We start from the raw sequence: 18,098 nt of genomic DNA, 5'->3' as shown, positions 1-18,098 counted from the left end.
TCGAACCCTCCGGGATGATAATATCGATCGGCCGGAGGCAGCCGGCATTCATCGGGATGTTGTCCTCGACCATGACGCGGAAGGCATAAAGCACGGCGGCGCGGGCGACGGGCTCGGGCGCATTGAAGTTGTTCTTCATGACAGGCGACGTGCCGGTGAAATCGACCGTCGCCTTGCGCGCGGCGCGGTCGACCGAGATCTGGACCTTGATCACCTGTCCGGTGTCGGTGGGATATTCGTATTCGGCGTGATCGGGCAGGCGGTCGAGCACGCGGCGCACGCTTTCGGCGGCGTTGTCCTGGACATGGCCCATATAGGCTTCGACGACATCGAGGCCGAAATGGCCGACCATCTTCTTCAGTTCCGCCACGCCCTTTTCGTTGGCGGCGATCTGGGCCTTGAGGTCGGCGACGTTCTGGACCGGGTTGCGCGCCGGGTAGGGATGGTCGGTCAGCAGCCGATGCAGTTCATCCTCGCGGAAGCTGCCGCGCTCGACGAGGCGGAAATTGTCGAACAGCACGCCCTCCTCGTCGACGGTCGTTGCCAGCGGCGTCATCGAGCCGGGCGCGGTGCCGCCGACATCGGCGTGATGGCCGCGCGCCGCGACCCAGAAAAGGATGCGGGGGCGCCCTTCCTTCTCCCCGCATGCGGGGAGAAGGTGGCCCGGGCGCTGCCGGCTGCCCCGTCAGCGCTGCCCCTCACCTGGCTGCCGCCATCCTCTCCCCGTGAACGGGGAGAGGAATCCAGGTCTTCGAACACCGGCGTGACGACGGTGATGTCGGGCAAATGGGTGCCGCCATTGTAAGGAGCGTTGAGCGCAAAGACGTCGCCGGGATGGATGTCGCCCTGGTTCAGCCGGATGATGGTCTCGACCGAGCGGTCCATGGAGCCGAGATGCACCGGCATGTGCGGCGCATTGGCGACGAGCGCGCCGGACCTGTCGAAGACGGCGCAGGAGAAGTCGAGGCGCTCCTTGATGTTGACGGAATAAGCGGTGTTCTGCAGCGTCACGCCCATCTGCTCGGCAATCGACATGAACAGGTTGTTGAACACCTCGAGCATGACGGGATCGGCGGCGGTGCCGATGGCCGCATTGCGCGCCTTCTTTTCCGTGCGCCGCATCAGCACGTGATTGCGGGCGGTGATCTCGGCCTGCCAGCCCGGCTCGACGACGATGGTCTGGTGGCTCTCTATAATAAGAGCGGGACCCGACACCCTGTGGCCGGGCTTCATTGCGGCGCGGTGGAAGACGCCGGCATCGTGCCAGGCGCCCTCGGTGAAGATTTGTCTCACCTCGGATGGGGCGGCCGGCTTTTGCTCAAGCTCGGCCTCGCGTTCGGAGAGCCCGCGGGCGCTGCCGTCGCGGCCTTCCAGCGCCACCGCTTCGACCACGATCGGCTTGTCTCTATATATAAAGCCGAATTGCGCCTTGTGGGCCGCCTCGAAGGCAGCCTTGGCCCGGGCGATCGAGCCGTGTTCGAAACCGACCGGCAGGGCCGTGTCGGTGCCGTCATAGCGGACATGCAGGATCGGCCTGATGACGATTTCTGCTTCGGCTATCGCCTGGCCGGCGAGCTCGGCCAGAACCTCGGCGCGCAGGTCCTTTATCAAAGCCTCGACGGCGGCCAGCGAATCGTCGGCCAATGGCTTGAGCAGCGCCTGCTGGCGCGCGGCGAAGACCGAAGACAGGCCTATGCCATAGGCTGAGAGCAGGCCGGAGAAGGGGTGGATCAGCACCGCCTCCATACCGAGTGCATCGGCGACCAGGCAGGCATGCTGGCCTCCAGCGCCGCCGAAGCAGTTGAGCAGATATTCTGTGACGTCGTAGCCGCGCTGGACGGAGATCTTCTTGATGGCGTTGGCCATGTTCTCGACGGCGATGGTGACGAAGCCCTCGGCCACCCCCTCGGGGGTGCGGCCGTCGCCGATTTCTCCAGCGAGTGCCGTGAATTTTGCGCGCACGACCTGAGCGTCGAGCGGCTGGTCCTGGCCGGGGCCGAAAATGGCCGGGAAGAACCCGGGCTGCAGCTTGCCGAGCATGACATTGGCATCGGTGACAGTGAGCGGGCCGCCGCGGCGGTAGCAGGCGGGGCCGGGATTGGCGCCGGCGGAATCGGGCCCGGCGCGGAAGCGGCCGGCCTCGAAATGCAGCACCGAGCCGCCGCCGGCGGCAACCGTGTGGATGCGCATCATCGGCGCGCGGACGCGAACGCCGGCAACCTCGGTGTCGAAGCTGCGCTCATATTCGCCATCATAATGGGCGACGTCGGTGGAGGTGCCGCCCATGTCGAAGCCGATGACCTTGCCGAAGCCGGCGAGTTTTGCCGTCTCGACCATGCCAACTACGCCGCCGGCGGGGCCAGACAACAGTGCGTCCTTGCCCTGGAACAGGTCGGCGGCGGTGAGGCCGCCGGACGACATCATGAACATGAGGCGGGGTGAAGATTGCCCCTCACCCTTACCCTCTCCCCGTAATGACGGGGAGAGGGGGGCGTCGACCTCGAGGCCAGCCTCCTTCTCCCCGTCATTACGGGGAGAAGGTCCGGCAGGGGATGAGGGGCCAACTGCCCCCAACTCGCCCGCCACCTGCCGGACATAACGCGACAGGATCGGCGACAGATAGGCGTCGACTACGGTCGTGTCGCCGCGCCCCACCAGCTTGACCAGCGGCGAGACCTCATGGCTGACGGAGACCTGGGCAAAACCGCATTTACGGCAGACGGCAGCGACCGCTCGCTCGTGCTCGGGATATTTCCACGCATGCATGAAGACGATGGCGACGGCATCGATGCCGTCGGCCCTGGCCTGCATCAGGATCGGCTTGATCTCGGCGATATCGAGCAGCCGCTCGACGCAGCCGTCGACCCGGACCCGCTCGTCGACCTCGACGACACGCTCATAGAGCTGCTCGGGCAGAATGATCTCCTTGGCGAAGATGTCCGGCCGGGCCTGGTAGGCGATGCGCAGCGCATCGCGAAAACCCTTGGTGATGAGAAGCAGGACGCGATCGCCCTTGCGCTCGAGCAGGGCGTTGGTGGCGACCGTGGTGCCCATGCGGATGTCGCCGATGGCCCCCGCCGGGATTTCGGCGCCCGGCGCCAGGCCAAGCAGGTCGCGGACGCCCTGGATCGCGGCATCGCGATAGGCTTCGGGGTTTTCCGACAACAGCTTGCGCGGATGGAGATTGCCCTGGGGGTCGCGGCCGATGACATCGGTGAAGGTGCCGCCACGGTCGACCCAGAAATCCCACTTGCCCGACATGACGCTCTCCCGATCTGCTGTCGCGCTATCGCTCGAACACGATACCGCTTGCGAGGAGGAAGCGTCAGGGTTGCCGCCCCGTCAAGAGCAGAAAGCCGTCCTGTGCTGTGGCGGCAGGGTCAGGCGTCCTGATCGTAGAGCACGACCATCAGCGCCCTGGCCGTGCTGGCGCCGTCGTTGGTGATTTCGTGGGCGATGTCGGCACGATAACGGGCGGTCTCGCCCGATTTGAGCGGCTGACGGCCAAGCTCGGTCTCGACCAGCAGGCCGTCGGTATAGGCGGTGAGGTGCTCGAAGGTGCCGGGCGCATGCGGCGCGCTCTGCAGCTTGCAGGCCGGCGCGATCTCAACCTCGTACCATTCGATGCGGCCGGCCAGCGCGGGCGAACTCAGGATGCGCAGGCGCCAGGCACCGTCGGGGCTCTTGATCTCCGGGGTCAGCGCCAGCGTCACCAGTTCGATGGCGTCGGCCTTGCGCTGGTGGGTGATGCCGCCGGCGATGAGCTGGGAAAAGTCGATGCCGAGCGCCTGGGTCAGCGACCACAGCACGGCAAAGGTCGGGTTGGCCTCGCCGCGCTCGATCTGCGACAGCATCGAGCGCGAGACGCCCGAAAGTGCGGCCAGCCGGTCGAGCGTCAGGTGGCGCTCCTTGCGTTCCTTCTGGAGCACCGGACCGATCTTCGGCGCATTGTTCACTTCCATGTGGCCTCCCCCAAAGGTTGCACACTGATAGCACCGCGCCTCACGTCCTGCGAGGCATTTGCGTCTGGCATGCTGGCCCAAGCGGATTCCGCTAGACTTAACATTGTATCCATTATATCGGAATTTCTATCTTAACGGATGGCGAGACCGATGAGCCAAGATTTCCTTTCCCATATCTCGAACGTTCTCCAGGGCATCGAGGCCGACGGCCTCTACAAGCGCGAGCGCCTGATCTCCGGCATGCAGGCCGGCCGCATCAAGGTGAAAGGTGCGGCGGGCGAGCGCCAGATGGTCAATCTCTGCGCCAACAACTATCTCGGCCTCGCCGACAATGCCGACATCCGCAAGGCAGCAGCGGCAGCGCTCGACGAGTTCGGCTTCGGCATGGCCTCGGTGCGCTTCATCTGCGGCACCCAGACGCTGCATCGCGAGATGGAACACGCCATCGCCGACTATCTCGGCAAGGACGATGCGATCCTATTTGCCGCCTGCTTCGACGCAAATGGGGCGCTGTTCGAGCCGCTGCTCGGCGCCGAGGACGCGATCATCTCCGACAGCCTCAACCACGCCTCGATCATCGACGGCGTGCGCCTCTCCAAGGCCAAGCGCTTCCGCTATGCCCAGGGCGACATGGACGACCTGGAGAACCAGCTCAAGCAGGCCGCCGCCGATGGTGCCCGCTTCAAGCTGGTCGTCACCGACGGGGTGTTCTCGATGGACGGCCACGTCGCCAAGCTGAAGCAGATCTGCGATCTCGCCGAGCGCTACGGTGCCATCGTCGCCGTCGACGACTGCCATGCGACCGGCCATATCGGCGAGCAGGGCCGTGGCACGCCGGCGCTGACGGGCACAGGCAACCGCGTCGACATCGTCACCGGCACGCTGGGCAAGACGCTGGGCGGCGCCATGGGCGGCTTCATCGCCGCGTCGCAGCCGATCATCGACCTGCTGCGCCAGCGCGCGCGGCCCTATCTGTTCTCCAACTCCCTGGCACCGGCAGTTGCCGCCGGCTCGCTGAAGGCGATCGAGATCGCACGCGGCGCAGACGACCTGCGCGCAAAACTCGGCCGCCACACGACGCGGTTCCGCGACGGGCTGACCCGGGCCGGCTTCACGCTGCTTCCGGGCGAAACGCCGATCATCCCGGTCATGCTGGGCGATGCGGTGCTGGCGCAGCGAATGGCCAAGGCGCTCGACGAGCGCGGCGTCTATGTCGCCGGTTTCTTCTTTCCCGTCGTCCCCCAGGGCAAGGCCCGCATCCGCACCCAGATGTCGGCAGCCCTCGACGACCAGGACATCACCTTCGCCATCGACGCATTTGCCGACGCCGGCAAGTCGCTCGGTATCATCTGATTTTCAGGAGTTTTCCCATGCGCGCACTGGTCAAGGCCAAGGCTGAACCCGGCATCTGGATGGAAGACCGGCCCGTGCCGGAGGTCGGCCTCGACGACGTGCTGATCAAGGTCAACAAGACTGGCATCTGCGGCACCGACATCCACATCTACAAGTGGGACGAATGGGCGGCGAAGACGGTGCCGGTGCCGATGGTCACCGGCCATGAATATGCCGGCGAGATCGTCGAGCTCGGCTCGCATGTACGCGGTTTCAAGGTCGGCCAGCGCGTTTCGGGTGAAGGCCACGTCATCGGCATGCGCAGCCGCGCCAGCCGCGCCGGACGCTTCCACCTCGATCCCGAGACGCAAGGCATCGGCGTCAACCTGCCGGGCGCCTTCGCCGAATATGTACGCATCCCCGCCTTCAACGTGGTGCCGCTGCCCGATTCGATCGACGACGAGCTCGGCGCCATCCTCGACCCGCTCGGCAACGCCGTGCACACGGCACTTTCCTTCGACGTCGCCGGCGAGGACGTGCTGATCACCGGCGCCGGGCCCATCGGCATCATGGGAGCGGCGGTCGCCCGCCACTGCGGCGCGCGCCATGTCGTCATCACCGACGTCAACCCGAAGCGCCTGGAGCTCGCCACCCAGGTGGCGGATGTCACACCCGTCAACGTCGCCGAGGAAGAGCTGCGCGACGCCATGGGTCGCCTCGGCATGCGCGAGGGCTTCGACGTCGGCTTCGAGATGAGCGGCTCGCCCGCCGCCTTCGACCAGCTGATCGAGCACACGCTGATGGGCGGCCGCATCGCCCTGCTCGGCGTGCCGGCCAAGCCCTTCCCCATCGATCTCGCCAAGATCGTGTTCAAGATGATCACGCTCAAGGGCATCTACGGCCGCGAGATGTTCGAGACCTGGCACAAGATGCTGGCGATGCTGGAAAGCGGCCTCGACATCCGCAAGGTCATCACCAGCCGCATGAAGGCCGACGACTACCAGGCCGCGTTCCACAACGCCGCCAACGGCGAGGCGGGAAAGATCGTGCTGGAGTGGTAGGGTTTCGGGGACACAATTGAATGTAAAGGCCGCGCCAAAAGCGCGGCCTTTTTTGTTTCGGGTCATCCCGGCGTGGCTGGACTGCTGTTGCGGAAAGGCCCCTCTCCGTCTCGGGCTACGCCCGAGCCACCTTTCCCCCACTTTGTGGGGGCGAGGAACCGCCAATCGCAGAAGCTGCGACCCCGATCGCAGAAGCTAGCAGGACCTGGGTTCCTCGCCCCACGAAGTGGGGAGAGGTGCCGAGCACAGCGAGGCGGAGAGGGGCTCTCAGCACCACAGAAACACAAAACCCACGGAAGCTGCCTTCCGCGGGTTGGTGTTCGAACCGATAAGCCGTCCCTATGCAGCCTTGCTCAGCGGCAGGCCGAGTTCTTCACAGATACCGCGGACATGGGCGGCGCTGTCCTTGATGTAGGCGACCGTCTCGTCATAGTGGTAGTTCTTCACCGCCCAGGCGGCGAAGCTCTCGCGGTCCATGACCTCGCCGCTGGCGATGCGGGCGGCATAGTCCTGCACCATCTTCATGTAGGCGGCATATTCCTCGACGCTCAGGTCGGGGTGGCCTTCGAGCCATTTCGGATCGGCGATCTCGATGATCATCTTGGGCGGATTGCGCGGCCGGTCGGAGAAGGATTCGTAGTTCTCGATCGACAGGTTGAGGTGCGGGTTGGCCTCGGCCAGGATCGGCATGACGGCGCGGAAGTCGACCACGCCGCCGCCGCAGGGACGCATCTGGAAGTCGAGCACCTCGCCGTCATAGGCGATCAGCGCATCCTTGATGTGGGTCTGACGGACATAAGGCGCGACGCGCTTGGCCGCCCAGACGGGGTGCTCCCCACGCTGCAGGACGTTGGCCGTGTCGAAGACGATGCCGGTCGTATCCGGCCCGACCTCCTCGACCAGCCGCACCAGTTCGAACGAGGTGATCTCCTCGTGCGTTTCGAGGTTCATGTGGATCCCGAGGTCGCGGGCGATCGGCGCCAGCTTCTTCAGGAAGCGCGCGGTGGCGTCGAGCTGCTCGCGCCAGGTCACGTCGGTGCGGAAGCGGTCGTAGGCGAAACGGCCGGTGAAGGCCGGCTTGTAGTTGGCGGTCGCCACCCACAGCTCGCGGCAGTCAATGGCCGCACACGCCTCCATCATGCGGCGGAAGCCGAGCACGATGTCGCCATCGCCGATCAGGCGCAGTTCGGGCGCTTCGGGCGTGGCAAAGGGATTGACCTTGCCGAGACCGGTTTCGAGATACATGCCGAGCTCGTTGGCGCGCTGCTTGATCTCGCCGAGATAGCCGGCATCGAGCGTCGGGCTCATGTCGAGCACGGTGCGGAAGAACAGGCCCTCCATGCCCAATTCCCGGGCATGAGCGAAGCTGGCCACGGGACCGCGCTTGGCGGCTTCGGGGATCTTGCGGCCATCGACACCGATGCGCATCGGCAGTCTCCTTAGTCTTGTCAGTTTGCGGTTTCGAGGCGGCGCGCCGCACGGCGGGCGCGGCCGACGACGGGATCGGGCACCGGCACGGCCGCCAGCAGCGACTGGGTGTAGGGCATCTTGGGAGCGCCGAAGATTTCGTCGCGCGAACCCTGCTCGACGACCTTGCCCTTGTGCAGCACGACGATCTTTTCGCAGAGATGACGGACGACGGCGAGGTCATGCGCCACGAAGACGATGGCGAGGTTGAGCTTCTTCTGCATGTCCTGCAGCAGGTTGATGACCTGCGCCTGCACCGACACGTCGAGGGCCGCCACCGGCTCGTCGCAGACGAGGATGCGCGGGCGGATGACCAGCGCGCGAGCAATGGCGATGCGCTGGCGCTGGCCGCCGGAGAAGGAGCGCGTGTAGCGGTCCATGTCGTTGGGGTTGAGACCGACCATCTCCATCATCTCGGCGACGCGGGCGCGGCGTGCCGCAGCGGTCGGTTCGAGCTTGTGGATCAACAGGCCCTCGCCGATCAGCTCCTCCACCGTCATGCGTGGATTGAGGCTGCCGTAAGGGTCCTGGAACACCATCTGCACTTCGCGGCGGAAGCGCCTGAGGTCGTCGCCTTTGGCGTGGATGACGTCGATGCCGTCATAGGTGATCTTGCCTTCTTCCGGCTTGATCAGCGCTAGCATGCATTTGGCGATTGTCGACTTGCCGGAACCGGATTCGCCGACCAGGCCGATGGCTTCGCCGGTGTCGACGTTGAGGGTCACGTCGTGCAGCACCTTGGCCGGCGGGTTTGGAAAGGCGTTGTACGACTTGCTGATGCTGTCGATGGACATGAGCATGGTCAGGCACCTTTTCCGTCGAGCAGGTGGCAGGCGACACGCGACATGCCGACCGGCTGCAGCGCCGGCAGATCGACGCCGCAGCGGTCGAAACGCTGGTCGCAGCGCGGGTGGAACGGGCAGCCGCTCGGCCGCGCCAGCGGCGGCGGCGGCGCGCCGGGGATAGCGTAAAGCGTGTTGAGATCCTGGTCGATGCGCGGCACCGCCTTGATCAGCCCCTGCGTGTAGGGATGGCTCGGCTTGGCGAAGACACTGGCGACCTCGCCATCCTCGACGATGCGACCCGAATACATGACCATGACGCGCTCGGCGAAGCCGGCGACGACGCCGAGATCGTGGGTGATGAACAGCACGGCAAGGCCACGGCGCGTCGAGACGTCGTCGAGCAAATCGAGCACCTGGTCCTGGACGCGCACGTCGAGCGCGGTTGTCGGCTCGTCGGCGATCAGCAGGCGCGGCTCGCCGACCAGCGCCATGGCAAGCACGACGCGCTGCCGCATGCCGCCGGAGAATTCATGCGGATAGGCATCGAGCCGTTCGGCAGCGCGGTCAACGCCGAGCTCGTCGAGCACGGCCAGCGCCCGCTTGCGCGCCTCGGCCTTGCCGATGCCACGAATGCGCAGCGTTTCGGCGACCTGGTCGCCGATGGTCATCAGCGGATCGAGGAAGCTCATCGGGTCCTGGAAGACCATGGCGATGGAGCTGCCGCGCAGCTTGCCCATGTCGCGGTCGGACAGCTTGAGCAGGTCAGTGCCGTCGAAATCGACCCGGCCGGACAGTTTGGCCAGGCGGTCGAGCCGCATCAGGGCGCGCGCCGTCAGCGATTTGCCCGAGCCGGACTCGCCGACAAGCGCGACACGCTCGCCGACGCCAATGGTGAAGTCGACGCCATCGACGATGCGGACGCTCGAGCCGCTGCGGCCGAGCGGCATGTCGACGGTGAGCTTTTCGACGGTGATGAGCGGCTGGCGAACCGGAACCACGGACGCTTCGTCAGGCAAGGGATGTACTGTCTTCATCTCAGTTGCCCCTCAAGGACGGATCGCGGCGGACCTGGATGATGTCGCCCAGAAGGCCGAAGGCGATCGAAGTTATGGCGACGGCGGCACCGGGGGCGACGACGGTCCACCAGGCGGTCGAGACATAGCCGCGTGCGCTGGCAATGGTGGCGCCCCATTCGGCGCTCGGCGGCTGGGCTCCGACGCCGATGAAGGACAGGCTGGCCAGCACCAGCACTGTGGTGCCGATGTCGCCGGCCCATTTGACGATCAGCACGTCGAGCGAATTGGGCAGCACGTGCTTGGTCATCAGCCGCCACTTCGACACGCCCAGCACCTGGGCGCCGGCGACGAAGGGCTGTTCCATGGTCTGGCGCATGATGCCGCGCAGCATGCGGGCGGTGATCGGCCAGCCGGTGATGGCCATGGCGATGACGGCCGAACGCAGGCTGGCGCCCATGGCGGCGGCGAAGCCGAGCGCCACGATCATGCCGGGCAGCGCCAGGCCGATGTCGGTGATGCGCATCAGCCCCTCGTCGAGCCAGCGCGGGCCGGCGGCGGCGACGGTGGCGATGGTGACGCCGATCAGCGAATAGAGCGTCACCACCAGGAAGGCCGACAGCAGCGTCGTCTGGGCGCCGACGATGAGGCGCCAGAACACGTCGCGACCCTGGTCGTCGGTACCGAACCAGTTGGCAGCGCTCGGCGGCATCAGCGAGTTAGCGATGTCGGAGCTGTAGATGCTGTCGGGTGCGAAAAACGGCCCGAAGACGGCGATGGCGAGCAACGCCACGACGAGGGCAAAGACGAACATCTCGAAGGCCGAGAAGCCTTCCTTGCGGCGGGCGGCAGGCTGGGCGATGGCAGGGGCGGTCATTGGCCTTGGCTCCCCAGTTGTGCGGCGCGGATGCGCGGGTCGACCAGAAGCTGGAGGATGTCGACGATCAGGTTGACGAGGCAGACGACGGTGCCGATGAACATGACCGAGCCGAGCACGGCGAAGGCGTCCTTCTGGGCGACGGCGTTGAACATGTAGGCGCCGATGCCCTGGCGGGCGAAGACGGTCTCGACCAGCACGGCCGAGCCGATCATGGCGCCGGCCTGGGTGCCCGACAGCGTCAGCACCGGGTTGAGGCTGTTTGGCAAGGCGTGGCGCACCAGCATGTGGCGGGCCGTCGCTCCCTTGGCGCGCACGGCCATGATGAAGTCGGAACGCAGGACGCCAAGCAGCGACGCACGCAAGGTGCGGAAGATCTGGGTGGCAAAGAGTGCCGCAAGCACGGCCGCCGGCAGGATGATGTGATGCAGGGCATCAAAGAAGGCACCGACATTCAGGGCCATCAGGGCATCGAGGGTGGGCGCGCCGGTGACGATCGGCGACGCCATGCCGTAGCTCTGCTGGCCCGAGATCGGCACCACGCGCCAGACGCTGCCCAGCACATATTGCAGCACCAGCGCCAGCCAGAAGGCGGGCATGCCGCCGAGCATGACGGCGGTGACGCGGCTGGTCGCGTCAAAGACGCCACCCTGGCGGTAGGCGGCAACGATGCCGGCCGGGATGGCCACCGCAAGGTTGAGCAGCATGGCGATAAAGACGAGTTCCAGCGTGCTGGGCAGGACCTTTTCGAGGTCGGCCAGGACCGGCTGGAGCGTGACGATGGACGTGCCCAGGTCGCCGCGCAGGAGGCGACCCAGGAAGCTGAAATACTGCATGATGACCGGGGCATCGAGCCCCAGCCGTTCACGCACCGCCTCGATCTGAGCGGCGGAAGCGTCCGCGCCGGCGGCCATCTGGGCCTCGTCGCCGGGCATGAGCTTGATCATCAGGAAGACCAGCGAAGCCAGTCCCCAAAGGGTCAGAAGTGCAAGGCCCAGACGGCGGGACAGAAACCAGGAATAGGCGCGGAACGCGAGCATCACAGACCTCGCTTACGGCTTGGCAAGCCGGAAGTCCGCCGGCTCGGCGGGCGTGGCAAGCATGCTGGCCTTGAGGTCGGCGAGCGTGCCGACGCGATAGGCGGCCGGCTTGTAGACACCATACATGTCGACCATCACGGAGTCATTGTCGAGGATGGTCTGGACCTGCTTGTAGAGGTCGCAGCGCTTGGCGTCGTCGGCGGTGGCGAGAGCGGTGTCGAGCAGCTTGTCGACTTCCGGATTGGCATAGCCGGTTCGGTTGGTGCCGATGGCGTCCGACTTGTAGCCCTTGACCAGCATGATGCCGGCATCCGGGAACTGGGCGAAGTCCTCGAGCAGCATCATCTGCGGGATCGAGTTCGGGTCCTTCAGGCTGGCGAGATAGTTCGGATAGGCAATCGGCTCGAGTTCGAGGTCGATGCCGATCTCGCGCAGGTTGGACTGGAACAGCGTCGCTTCCTGCTTCTGCAGCTCGAACACCGGCTGGAAGTTCATCTTGAGCTTCAGGCTGGACGCACCGGCCTCGGCGAGCATCGCCTTGGCAGCTTCGAGGTCGCGCTTGACCTCCGGCAGCTCGGGACGGCAGTCGAGACGCGCCGGCAGCGGGCCATTGGCCACCTTGCCGTTGCCGCCGCGGACGCCACGCAGGCCGCCGGCATAGTCGTAGACCATGCGCAGTGCCTTGCGCACCTTGGGATCGGCGGTCGGGCCGACCTTGGTGTTGAAGACGACTTCGGTCTGGTAGCTGGTGTTGATCGGCACCACCTTCAGCGCCGGATCGGTGGCCATGGCGGCGGCATCGCGGTCGGCGAAGCCGAAGGCGACGTCGATGTTGCCGGCACGGAGCTCGTCGCGGCGCGTCGAGCTTTCGTCGATGCGGCGGAAGACGATGGATTCGGGACGGCCGGCTTCGGCGGCCCAGTATCCCGGGAAGAGGTCGATGACCACGGCCTGCGACTGGTCGCCCAGCACGTAGGGGCCCGAGCCGGCATCATGCGCCTGCAGCCAGCCCTGGCCGTCGTCGCCGCCCTTGTTGGTTTCGACCAGCGCGGAATTGAGGATGTAGATCTTGCTCAGCGACGGCAGGAACAGCGTGTTGGGCTTGCTCAGGTTGATGGTGAGATGGGTGTCGTCGGTGACGGTGGTCGAGTCGTAGCCGTCGATCAGCGAGGCGACGCCGGCGCCAAGGCGCTTCAGGCGGTCGAGCGTATAGGCGACATCCTTGGCCGTCAGCGCCGTGCCGTCGTGGAACTTGACGTCGGGACGCAGCGTGAAGGTGATCGACTTGGCGTCATCCGAATAGGCGTATTCGGTGGCCAGGCTGCCGACCAGCTTGGTGTCGTCATAGGTCACCAGCGTATCGTAGACGGCGCTGATGATGGTGTTGGTCTGGTTGTAGTCGGCGCGCAGCGGATCGAGCGTGTTGATCTGGCCGCCGAGGCCCACGATGATGGTGTGCTCGCGGTCGGCCGCGGAAGCCACCGAACCGCCGAAGCCGACGGCAACCGCAAGGGCAGCACCACCGACGGTCGCCAGAAACTGCCGCCGGCCATGCGACAGCGCCGAAAAGGCCGAGAAAAATGCATGCATGATTGTCGCTCCCATATGCTGAATTGACTCTGCCTTTTTGCAAAGGCGCTCCCTGTCTTTTTGTATCCGATTTTTTTCTCAATGGATACACAAATGTTGCCCGACGGATGCAAATCGCTCATCCGCCGGCCCGTCTGGATAATATTGTTGTAAATCAGTTAGATAATCGATCCCGATGCCCAAGTTCATCGCCAAACGGCAAAAATTTTATGGCAGCGAACACGATCCAATGGCGCGACTGGTAGGCATTCTTGACGATTCCGGACGATCCAAAGAGTAGGCGATTGTCGCGCAGTGACGGCGAAAATGTTCGCAATTTTTGGATACAAACTTTACACATGATCTGATACAATGATATCAGGATGGCACTGCAGCTCGACCATGCCCTGCAAATGGGCGTGGTCGCAGCCCAGCCAAGCGCCTCACTTCACCATGGGGCAAAGGCCGGGTCCGCAGCAAAGCCCGTTGTGCCCAGAGGAACCCGATGCATCGCCTGCCTCGCCTGCTCGTCATCAATCCAAACACGTCCGCCGACGTCAGCAAGGTCATCGACGCGCTGGTGCGCGAGGAGACGGCGGGTGCCGCCAAGGTACAGACCGTGACCGCAGGCTTCGGCTTCAGCTACATCTCGACCCGTGTTGCGGTTTCGATCGCCGCGCACGCCGTGCTCGACGCCGCCGCCAAGGCGATGGCCGAAGGCGCCGAACCCGACGCGATCCTGCTTGCCTGTTTCGGCGACCCTGGCCGCGAGGCGCTTGCCGAGATGACCGGGCTGCCGGTCATCGGCTTTGCCGAAGCGGGCCTGCTGGCCGCGGCGGCCCTGCCGGGAACATCGCTGGTGTCGACCAATGGCAGCGTCTGGTGCGAAATGCTGGGCGAACTGGTGCTGAAGCTTGGCCTTGGCGACAAGGTTGCCGGCATCCGCTCCATCGAGACAGTCGCCGACGACACGCAGGCCATTGCCGATTTCCTCACCCATGAAGCGACGGCCCTGGGCGCCGACCGTGTCGTGCTCGGGGGCGCCGGCCTGATCCCGGGCCTCCCCGGCATCGTCGCATCGTCACGCGTGCCGATCCTGGACCCGCATCGTGCTGCGATCGGCAAGGCACTGAATATGGCAGCGACGCCGCGGGCGAACCCGGCGCCCGGCCATCATCCCACCGAAACGCTCGGCCTGTCGCGCTTTCTTTCAGATGCCCTGAACAGGGGCGCCGCCATCGCCCCCTTGCGCCGCAGCGCCTGATCCATTTTCCGCGGCCGCGCCGACCGTTAGATCCATGCCCCGCCAAGCCGGGCGGGAGCGCATTTTCAAATCGTATTCAAAACACCTTACGATTGCGCGCAATGGATTTCGCTATTGTATTAGAAAACATGTGCTAGAGTGGCCGCAATGCAAACTGGCGCCACGCCGGCTTGCAGTGGAGGAGGCACGGCAGGCAGCGGCATGCCGGCTGCATCGCATGACACCGGCTAATACATAACGAACAACGAAGCAAGGCTCGCATTTTTCTTGTCTTCCGCCCGGTGGCGATGCATCTGAGACGTAGCATAGTTGCATGCTGCCCGTGCAAAACCGGCTGGTGAGGGAATGGCTAAAGCTGCGAATACTGATTTCGACGAGAAAGCCGGATCGAAGATCGATGCGATCTACCAGGCGCTGTTCAGGGCCATTCTGGCACGCGAGCTGACGCCCGGCACAAAGCTCAGCGAAGAATCGATCGGCTCGCTGTTTTCGGTCAGCCGCACCATCGTGCGCGCGGCGCTCAACCGCCTGCATACCGAATCGCTCGTCGAGTTCCGGCAGAACCGAGGTGCCTTCGTCGCCAGCACGACGCCCGACGAGGCCCGCCAGGTGTTCGAGGCGCGCAATGCGATCGAACGCGAGATATTCTCAAAGCTCGCCACCGTCGTCACCGACAAGCAGATAGCCGCCCTGGAACAGCATCTGCACCATGAGCACGCCATCCGCCACGCCGGCGACCACACCGCAGCCATCGTGGCGTCGGGGGAGTTCCACCTGCTCGCCGCGCACATGGCCGGCAACGAGGTGCTTGCCGGCTTCCTCAAGTCGCTGATTTCGCGGACCTCGCTGATCCTGGCCCAGCACAGCACCCACCAGGAAACCGACTGCAGCGTCGACGAGCACGCCGCGATCCTGCAGGCGCTGCGAGCGCGCGATCCCAAGGCAAGCGCCGATGCGATCATCGAGCACCTGCAGCAGGTGTTCGAGCAGGCCAATATCGGCCAGACCAAGCGCACCAAGCGCAATCTCAGCGAGATCCTGTCGCGCTACGCCTGAGGTCGAGGTCGGTGCGCCCTTCGAGGCCCGCTTCGCGAGCCCCTAAGGACGCAGTTGCAATCCGGCGCTATTCGGAAAAGCGCGCCTCGACCTGGATTTCGGCCAGGCGCTCGACCTCGCCATAGGTGACAGCCAGTTCGGTCTCGCCGTCCGTCTCCAGCCGCGCTTCCAGCGACGACAGAAGCGACGCGGTGGTGTAGTTGCGGACGACGAAGATGGCGCCGAAGCCAAACTTTTCTTCATAGACGCCGAGCAGTTCCAGCAGCCGTCGTTTCTGGCCGGCGGTCATGACATCGAGGCTGACCGATTGGCTCTCGTCGGCGACGATCCTGGCCGCCTGGATGCGCGGGTCAAGCGGGGTATAGCCCTTCAGCACCTCGAACTTCTCGGCAGCGCTTGCCGCGCGGAACTGTGTCCGCAAGGCAAAGAACAGGCCATAGGCGCTGTCGTTCACCGGGCCCAGTTCACCGTCGAAGGCGCGCTCGGCAAGCAGGGCACCGTTGCGGAAGCAGCCGCCGAATTTTTCGACGAAGCCGGCCCTGTCCATCCGCGACGGCACCAGCGCGGGCCTGGCGTAGGGATGTTCCCTGGCCCAGTGATGCGCGATATCGATGCGCTTGGCGATCCAGACCTTGTCGTGGCCCTGCACGTATTCGATGAAGCGCTTGAGGGCCGCGATGCGGCCGGCGCGGCCGACGAGGCGGCAATGCAGGCCGATGGAGAACATCTTGGGACGGCCGGCGGCACCCTCGGCATAGAGATAGTCGAAGGTGTCCTTGAGATAGGCGAAGAACTGGTCGCCCGAATTGAAGCCGTTGGGCGTGCCGAAGCGCATGTCGTTGGCCTCGAGCGTATAGGGGATGATCAGCTGCTCGCGGCCCTCGTGCTCGCGCCAGTAGGGCAGGTCGTCGTCATAGGTGTCGGAGACATAGGCGAAACCGCCTTCCTCGGAGACGAGGTCTACGGTGTTGACCGAGCAGCGGCCGGTGTACCAGCCGGTCGGGCGTTCGCCTGTCGCCAGGGTATGCAGGCGGATCGCCTCCTGGATCTGGACGCGCTCCTCGTCGGCCGGCATGTCCTTGTGCTCGACCCATTTGTAGCCATGGCTGGCGATCTCCCAGTCGGCCTGCTGCATGGCGCGCAGCTGTTCGGGGGCGCGCATCAGCGCGGTCGCGACGCCATAGACCGTCACCGGCACGTCGAGGTCGGTGAACAGCCTATGCAGGCGCCAGAAGCCGGCGCGGGCGCCGTACTCGTAGACCGACTCCATGTTCCAGTGGCGCTGCCCCGGCCATTGCGCAGCACCGGGGATTTCCGACAGGAAGGCTTCGCTGGCGGCATCGCCGTGGAGGATGTTGTTTTCGCCGCCCTCCTCGTAGTTGAGCACGAACTGGACAGCGACATTTGCGCCGCCGGGCCAGTTGGCGTGGGGCGGATTGGCGCCGTAGCCGCGCATGTCCCTGGGGTATCGCATGAGTGTCTCCTGAGCTTGGGGCTGCGCGGCTTCCCGCGCATGATTGAGTGTGGAGGCCTGGGCGCGGACAGCCCGACGCCTCAAGGGTGGGCCATAAAGAATTGTATCCAATATGGACGCACTGACGTCACCGCGGCAGCAGCTTCTGCAGGGCCTGAGGCAATCGGGCGACGGGCGCAGCCTGGTCCCAAGGCACGTCCCGCGCGCCGAATTTCGCCGCCATGGCCAGCACCGCCGCGAATTCGGCCAGCGCGACCTCGGGCTGCACGCGCAGCCACTCCGCATCGAACACCGGCATGGCGAACTGGCCGGCATGCATCTCGATCCAGACCTTCGCGTCGGGGATCTGCGGCATGATCGCGTCCCAGTCGACGAAACCCTCGCCAAGCGGCGCGAGGAAGCGGCGGATGCCGTTTTCCTGGAACCGAAGCACGGCGTCGTCGACATAGATCTGGGTGGCATGAGGCGCGATGCGCCTTGCCGCCGCGACCGGATCCTCGAGGCGGCACAGCACGTTGACCGGATCGAAGGCGACGCCAACCACGTCAGGCCCGACCTTTTCGACCAGGGCCGCGACCTCGGCAGTGGTGATCTCCTCATGGGTCTTGAGCAGAAGCTTCGAGCCGTTCCGGCGCAGCAGCGGCGCGCAACGCGCGAGCAGGCCGGAGATGCCGTCGACCTGCGCCTGCCAGGAGACCGGCGCCTCGAAGCGATCCTCGATCATGCCGATGATGAAGAACATGTCGTGGATGCCGATGCCGGCCGCCAGCTCGACCAACCGCCCGACACCGGTCTCCAGGTCGCCGCCGCCGGCATCGATAATCGGCTGACTGCGGGCCGGCAGCGCCGGATTGACGATGCCGAGCATCGACGAGATTTCGAGGCCGAGGCGATCAGCCTCGGCACGTGCGGCCGCCAGTTCGGTCGGTTCCAGCGTCGGGCTGACGTCGAGCAGCGAGTTGAACAGCAGCCCCTGGAGGCCCAGTTGCCTTGCGGCCTCCAGCGCCTGGAGCGCGGACAGCTTGCGGCCGTCCGGCAACGAACTCTTGATGATGCCGATCATGGGGCAAACCTGCGACAGAGGGGCGCCGGCCACCACCCCGGCGCCGCACATGACCGACGCGCCGGCAGGCCAGACACTTGGATACTATCCTGTATAAAAAATGCTTGTCAATGGATACAATCACTGTCATCAGCA

At 65.3% G+C, this 18,098-nt stretch carries 13 protein-coding genes and 1 pseudogene (1 of these 14 only partly in view); 4 read left to right on the top strand and 10 right to left on the bottom strand.

The window, feature by feature from the left end; all coding sequences use genetic code 11:
- Window positions 1-3,261 (bottom strand): annotated as a pseudogene (locus ASC75_RS25000) (hydantoinase B/oxoprolinase family protein) (it extends 590 nt beyond the left edge of the window).
- A gap of 119 nt (window positions 3,262-3,380) precedes the next feature.
- A complete protein-coding gene (locus ASC75_RS24995; protein ID WP_055982320.1) occupies window positions 3,381-3,962 on the bottom strand; it encodes an XRE family transcriptional regulator in 582 nt (193 codons plus the stop codon).
- Between the two features lie 150 nt (window positions 3,963-4,112).
- Between ASC75_RS24995 and ASC75_RS24990 the strand changes: the two genes are divergently transcribed.
- Complete coding sequence (locus ASC75_RS24990; RefSeq protein ID WP_055982317.1) at window positions 4,113-5,315, top strand: glycine C-acetyltransferase; 1,203 nt, start codon at window positions 4,113-4,115, stop codon at window positions 5,313-5,315.
- Between the two features lie 17 nt (window positions 5,316-5,332).
- A complete protein-coding gene (gene tdh / locus ASC75_RS24985; protein WP_055982309.1) occupies window positions 5,333-6,355 on the top strand; it encodes an L-threonine 3-dehydrogenase in 1,023 nt (340 codons plus the stop codon).
- A 339-nt stretch (window positions 6,356-6,694) separates the two neighbouring features.
- On the opposite strand, the gene ASC75_RS24980 is transcribed toward tdh, so the two are convergent.
- Genes ASC75_RS24980 through ASC75_RS24955 form a run of 6 tightly spaced genes read right to left on the bottom strand, consistent with a single transcriptional unit; the run spans window position 6,695 to window position 13,127 of the window.
- Window positions 6,695-7,783, bottom strand: coding sequence for a sugar phosphate isomerase/epimerase family protein (locus tag ASC75_RS24980; RefSeq protein WP_055982306.1), 1,089 nt, complete (start codon window positions 7,781-7,783; stop codon window positions 6,695-6,697).
- Window positions 7,784-7,803: 20 nt separating this feature from the next.
- Window positions 7,804-8,622 (bottom strand): ATP-binding cassette domain-containing protein, encoded by an 819-nt coding sequence (locus tag ASC75_RS24975; protein ID WP_055982304.1) that lies wholly within the window; start codon window positions 8,620-8,622, stop codon window positions 7,804-7,806.
- A 2-nt stretch (window positions 8,623-8,624) separates the two neighbouring features.
- Window positions 8,625-9,641, bottom strand: coding sequence for an ABC transporter ATP-binding protein (locus ASC75_RS24970; RefSeq protein ID WP_055982300.1), 1,017 nt, complete (start codon window positions 9,639-9,641; stop codon window positions 8,625-8,627).
- A gap of 1 nt (window position 9,642) precedes the next feature.
- On the bottom strand, window positions 9,643-10,497 hold the full coding sequence (locus tag ASC75_RS24965; protein WP_055982297.1) for an ABC transporter permease: 855 nt from the start codon (window positions 10,495-10,497) through the stop codon (window positions 9,643-9,645).
- The gene (locus ASC75_RS24960) at window positions 10,494-11,537 is read right to left on the bottom strand and encodes an ABC transporter permease (RefSeq protein WP_055982294.1); all 1,044 of its coding nucleotides are present in this window, start codon (window positions 11,535-11,537) and stop codon (window positions 10,494-10,496) included. Before ASC75_RS24960 ends, ASC75_RS24965 begins: the two co-directional genes overlap by 4 nt.
- A gap of 12 nt (window positions 11,538-11,549) precedes the next feature.
- Entirely contained in the window at window positions 11,550-13,127 is a 1,578-nt protein-coding gene (locus ASC75_RS24955) for an ABC transporter substrate-binding protein (protein WP_055982291.1), read from the bottom strand.
- A gap of 484 nt (window positions 13,128-13,611) precedes the next feature.
- Between ASC75_RS24955 and ASC75_RS24950 the strand changes: the two genes are divergently transcribed.
- On the top strand, window positions 13,612-14,370 hold the full coding sequence (locus ASC75_RS24950; protein ID WP_055982289.1) for an aspartate/glutamate racemase family protein: 759 nt from the start codon (window positions 13,612-13,614) through the stop codon (window positions 14,368-14,370).
- A 345-nt stretch (window positions 14,371-14,715) separates the two neighbouring features.
- On the top strand, window positions 14,716-15,426 hold the full coding sequence (locus ASC75_RS24945) for a GntR family transcriptional regulator (protein WP_055982286.1): 711 nt from the start codon (window positions 14,716-14,718) through the stop codon (window positions 15,424-15,426).
- 67 nt (window positions 15,427-15,493) lie between these two features.
- Here ASC75_RS24945 and puuE read toward each other — a convergent pair whose 3' ends face one another.
- Both puuE and ASC75_RS24935 read right to left on the bottom strand, forming a co-directional pair.
- Window positions 15,494-16,900, bottom strand: a complete 1,407-nt coding sequence (puuE, locus tag ASC75_RS24940; RefSeq protein WP_055982282.1) for an allantoinase PuuE — start codon at window positions 16,898-16,900, stop codon at window positions 15,494-15,496.
- Between the two features lie 127 nt (window positions 16,901-17,027).
- On the bottom strand, window positions 17,028-17,963 hold the full coding sequence (locus ASC75_RS24935) for a TIM barrel protein (protein WP_055982279.1): 936 nt from the start codon (window positions 17,961-17,963) through the stop codon (window positions 17,028-17,030).
- Between the last annotated feature and the right edge of the window lie 135 nt (window positions 17,964-18,098).

The sequence above is a fragment of the Aminobacter sp. DSM 101952 genome, from assembly GCF_001424795.1.
Classification (GTDB): domain Bacteria; phylum Pseudomonadota; class Alphaproteobacteria; order Rhizobiales; family Rhizobiaceae; genus Aminobacter; species Aminobacter aganoensis.
This window is presented reverse-complemented; position numbering and strand designations above follow the sequence as displayed.

Excerpts from the sequence above, each read along its gene's own strand:
- ASC75_RS24995 (WP_055982320.1), bottom strand. The coding sequence starts at position 3,962 with ATGGAAGTGAACAATGCGCCGAAGATCGGTCCGGTGCTCCAGAAGGAA.
- ASC75_RS24990 (WP_055982317.1), top strand. The coding sequence starts at position 4,113 with ATGAGCCAAGATTTCCTTTCCCATATCTCGAACGTTCTCCAGGGCATC.
- tdh (WP_055982309.1), top strand. The coding sequence starts at position 5,333 with ATGCGCGCACTGGTCAAGGCCAAGGCTGAACCCGGCATCTGGATGGAA.
- ASC75_RS24980 (WP_055982306.1), bottom strand. The coding sequence starts at position 7,783 with ATGCGCATCGGTGTCGATGGCCGCAAGATCCCCGAAGCCGCCAAGCGC.
- ASC75_RS24975 (WP_055982304.1), bottom strand. The coding sequence starts at position 8,622 with ATGCTCATGTCCATCGACAGCATCAGCAAGTCGTACAACGCCTTTCCA.
- ASC75_RS24970 (WP_055982300.1), bottom strand. The coding sequence starts at position 9,641 with ATGAAGACAGTACATCCCTTGCCTGACGAAGCGTCCGTGGTTCCGGTT.
- ASC75_RS24965 (WP_055982297.1), bottom strand. The coding sequence starts at position 10,497 with ATGACCGCCCCTGCCATCGCCCAGCCTGCCGCCCGCCGCAAGGAAGGC.
- ASC75_RS24960 (WP_055982294.1), bottom strand. The coding sequence starts at position 11,537 with ATGCTCGCGTTCCGCGCCTATTCCTGGTTTCTGTCCCGCCGTCTGGGC.
- ASC75_RS24955 (WP_055982291.1), bottom strand. The coding sequence starts at position 13,127 with ATGCATGCATTTTTCTCGGCCTTTTCGGCGCTGTCGCATGGCCGGCGG.
- ASC75_RS24950 (WP_055982289.1), top strand. The coding sequence starts at position 13,612 with ATGCATCGCCTGCCTCGCCTGCTCGTCATCAATCCAAACACGTCCGCC.
- ASC75_RS24945 (WP_055982286.1), top strand. The coding sequence starts at position 14,716 with ATGGCTAAAGCTGCGAATACTGATTTCGACGAGAAAGCCGGATCGAAG.
- puuE (WP_055982282.1), bottom strand. The coding sequence starts at position 16,900 with ATGCGATACCCCAGGGACATGCGCGGCTACGGCGCCAATCCGCCCCAC.
- ASC75_RS24935 (WP_055982279.1), bottom strand. The coding sequence starts at position 17,963 with ATGATCGGCATCATCAAGAGTTCGTTGCCGGACGGCCGCAAGCTGTCC.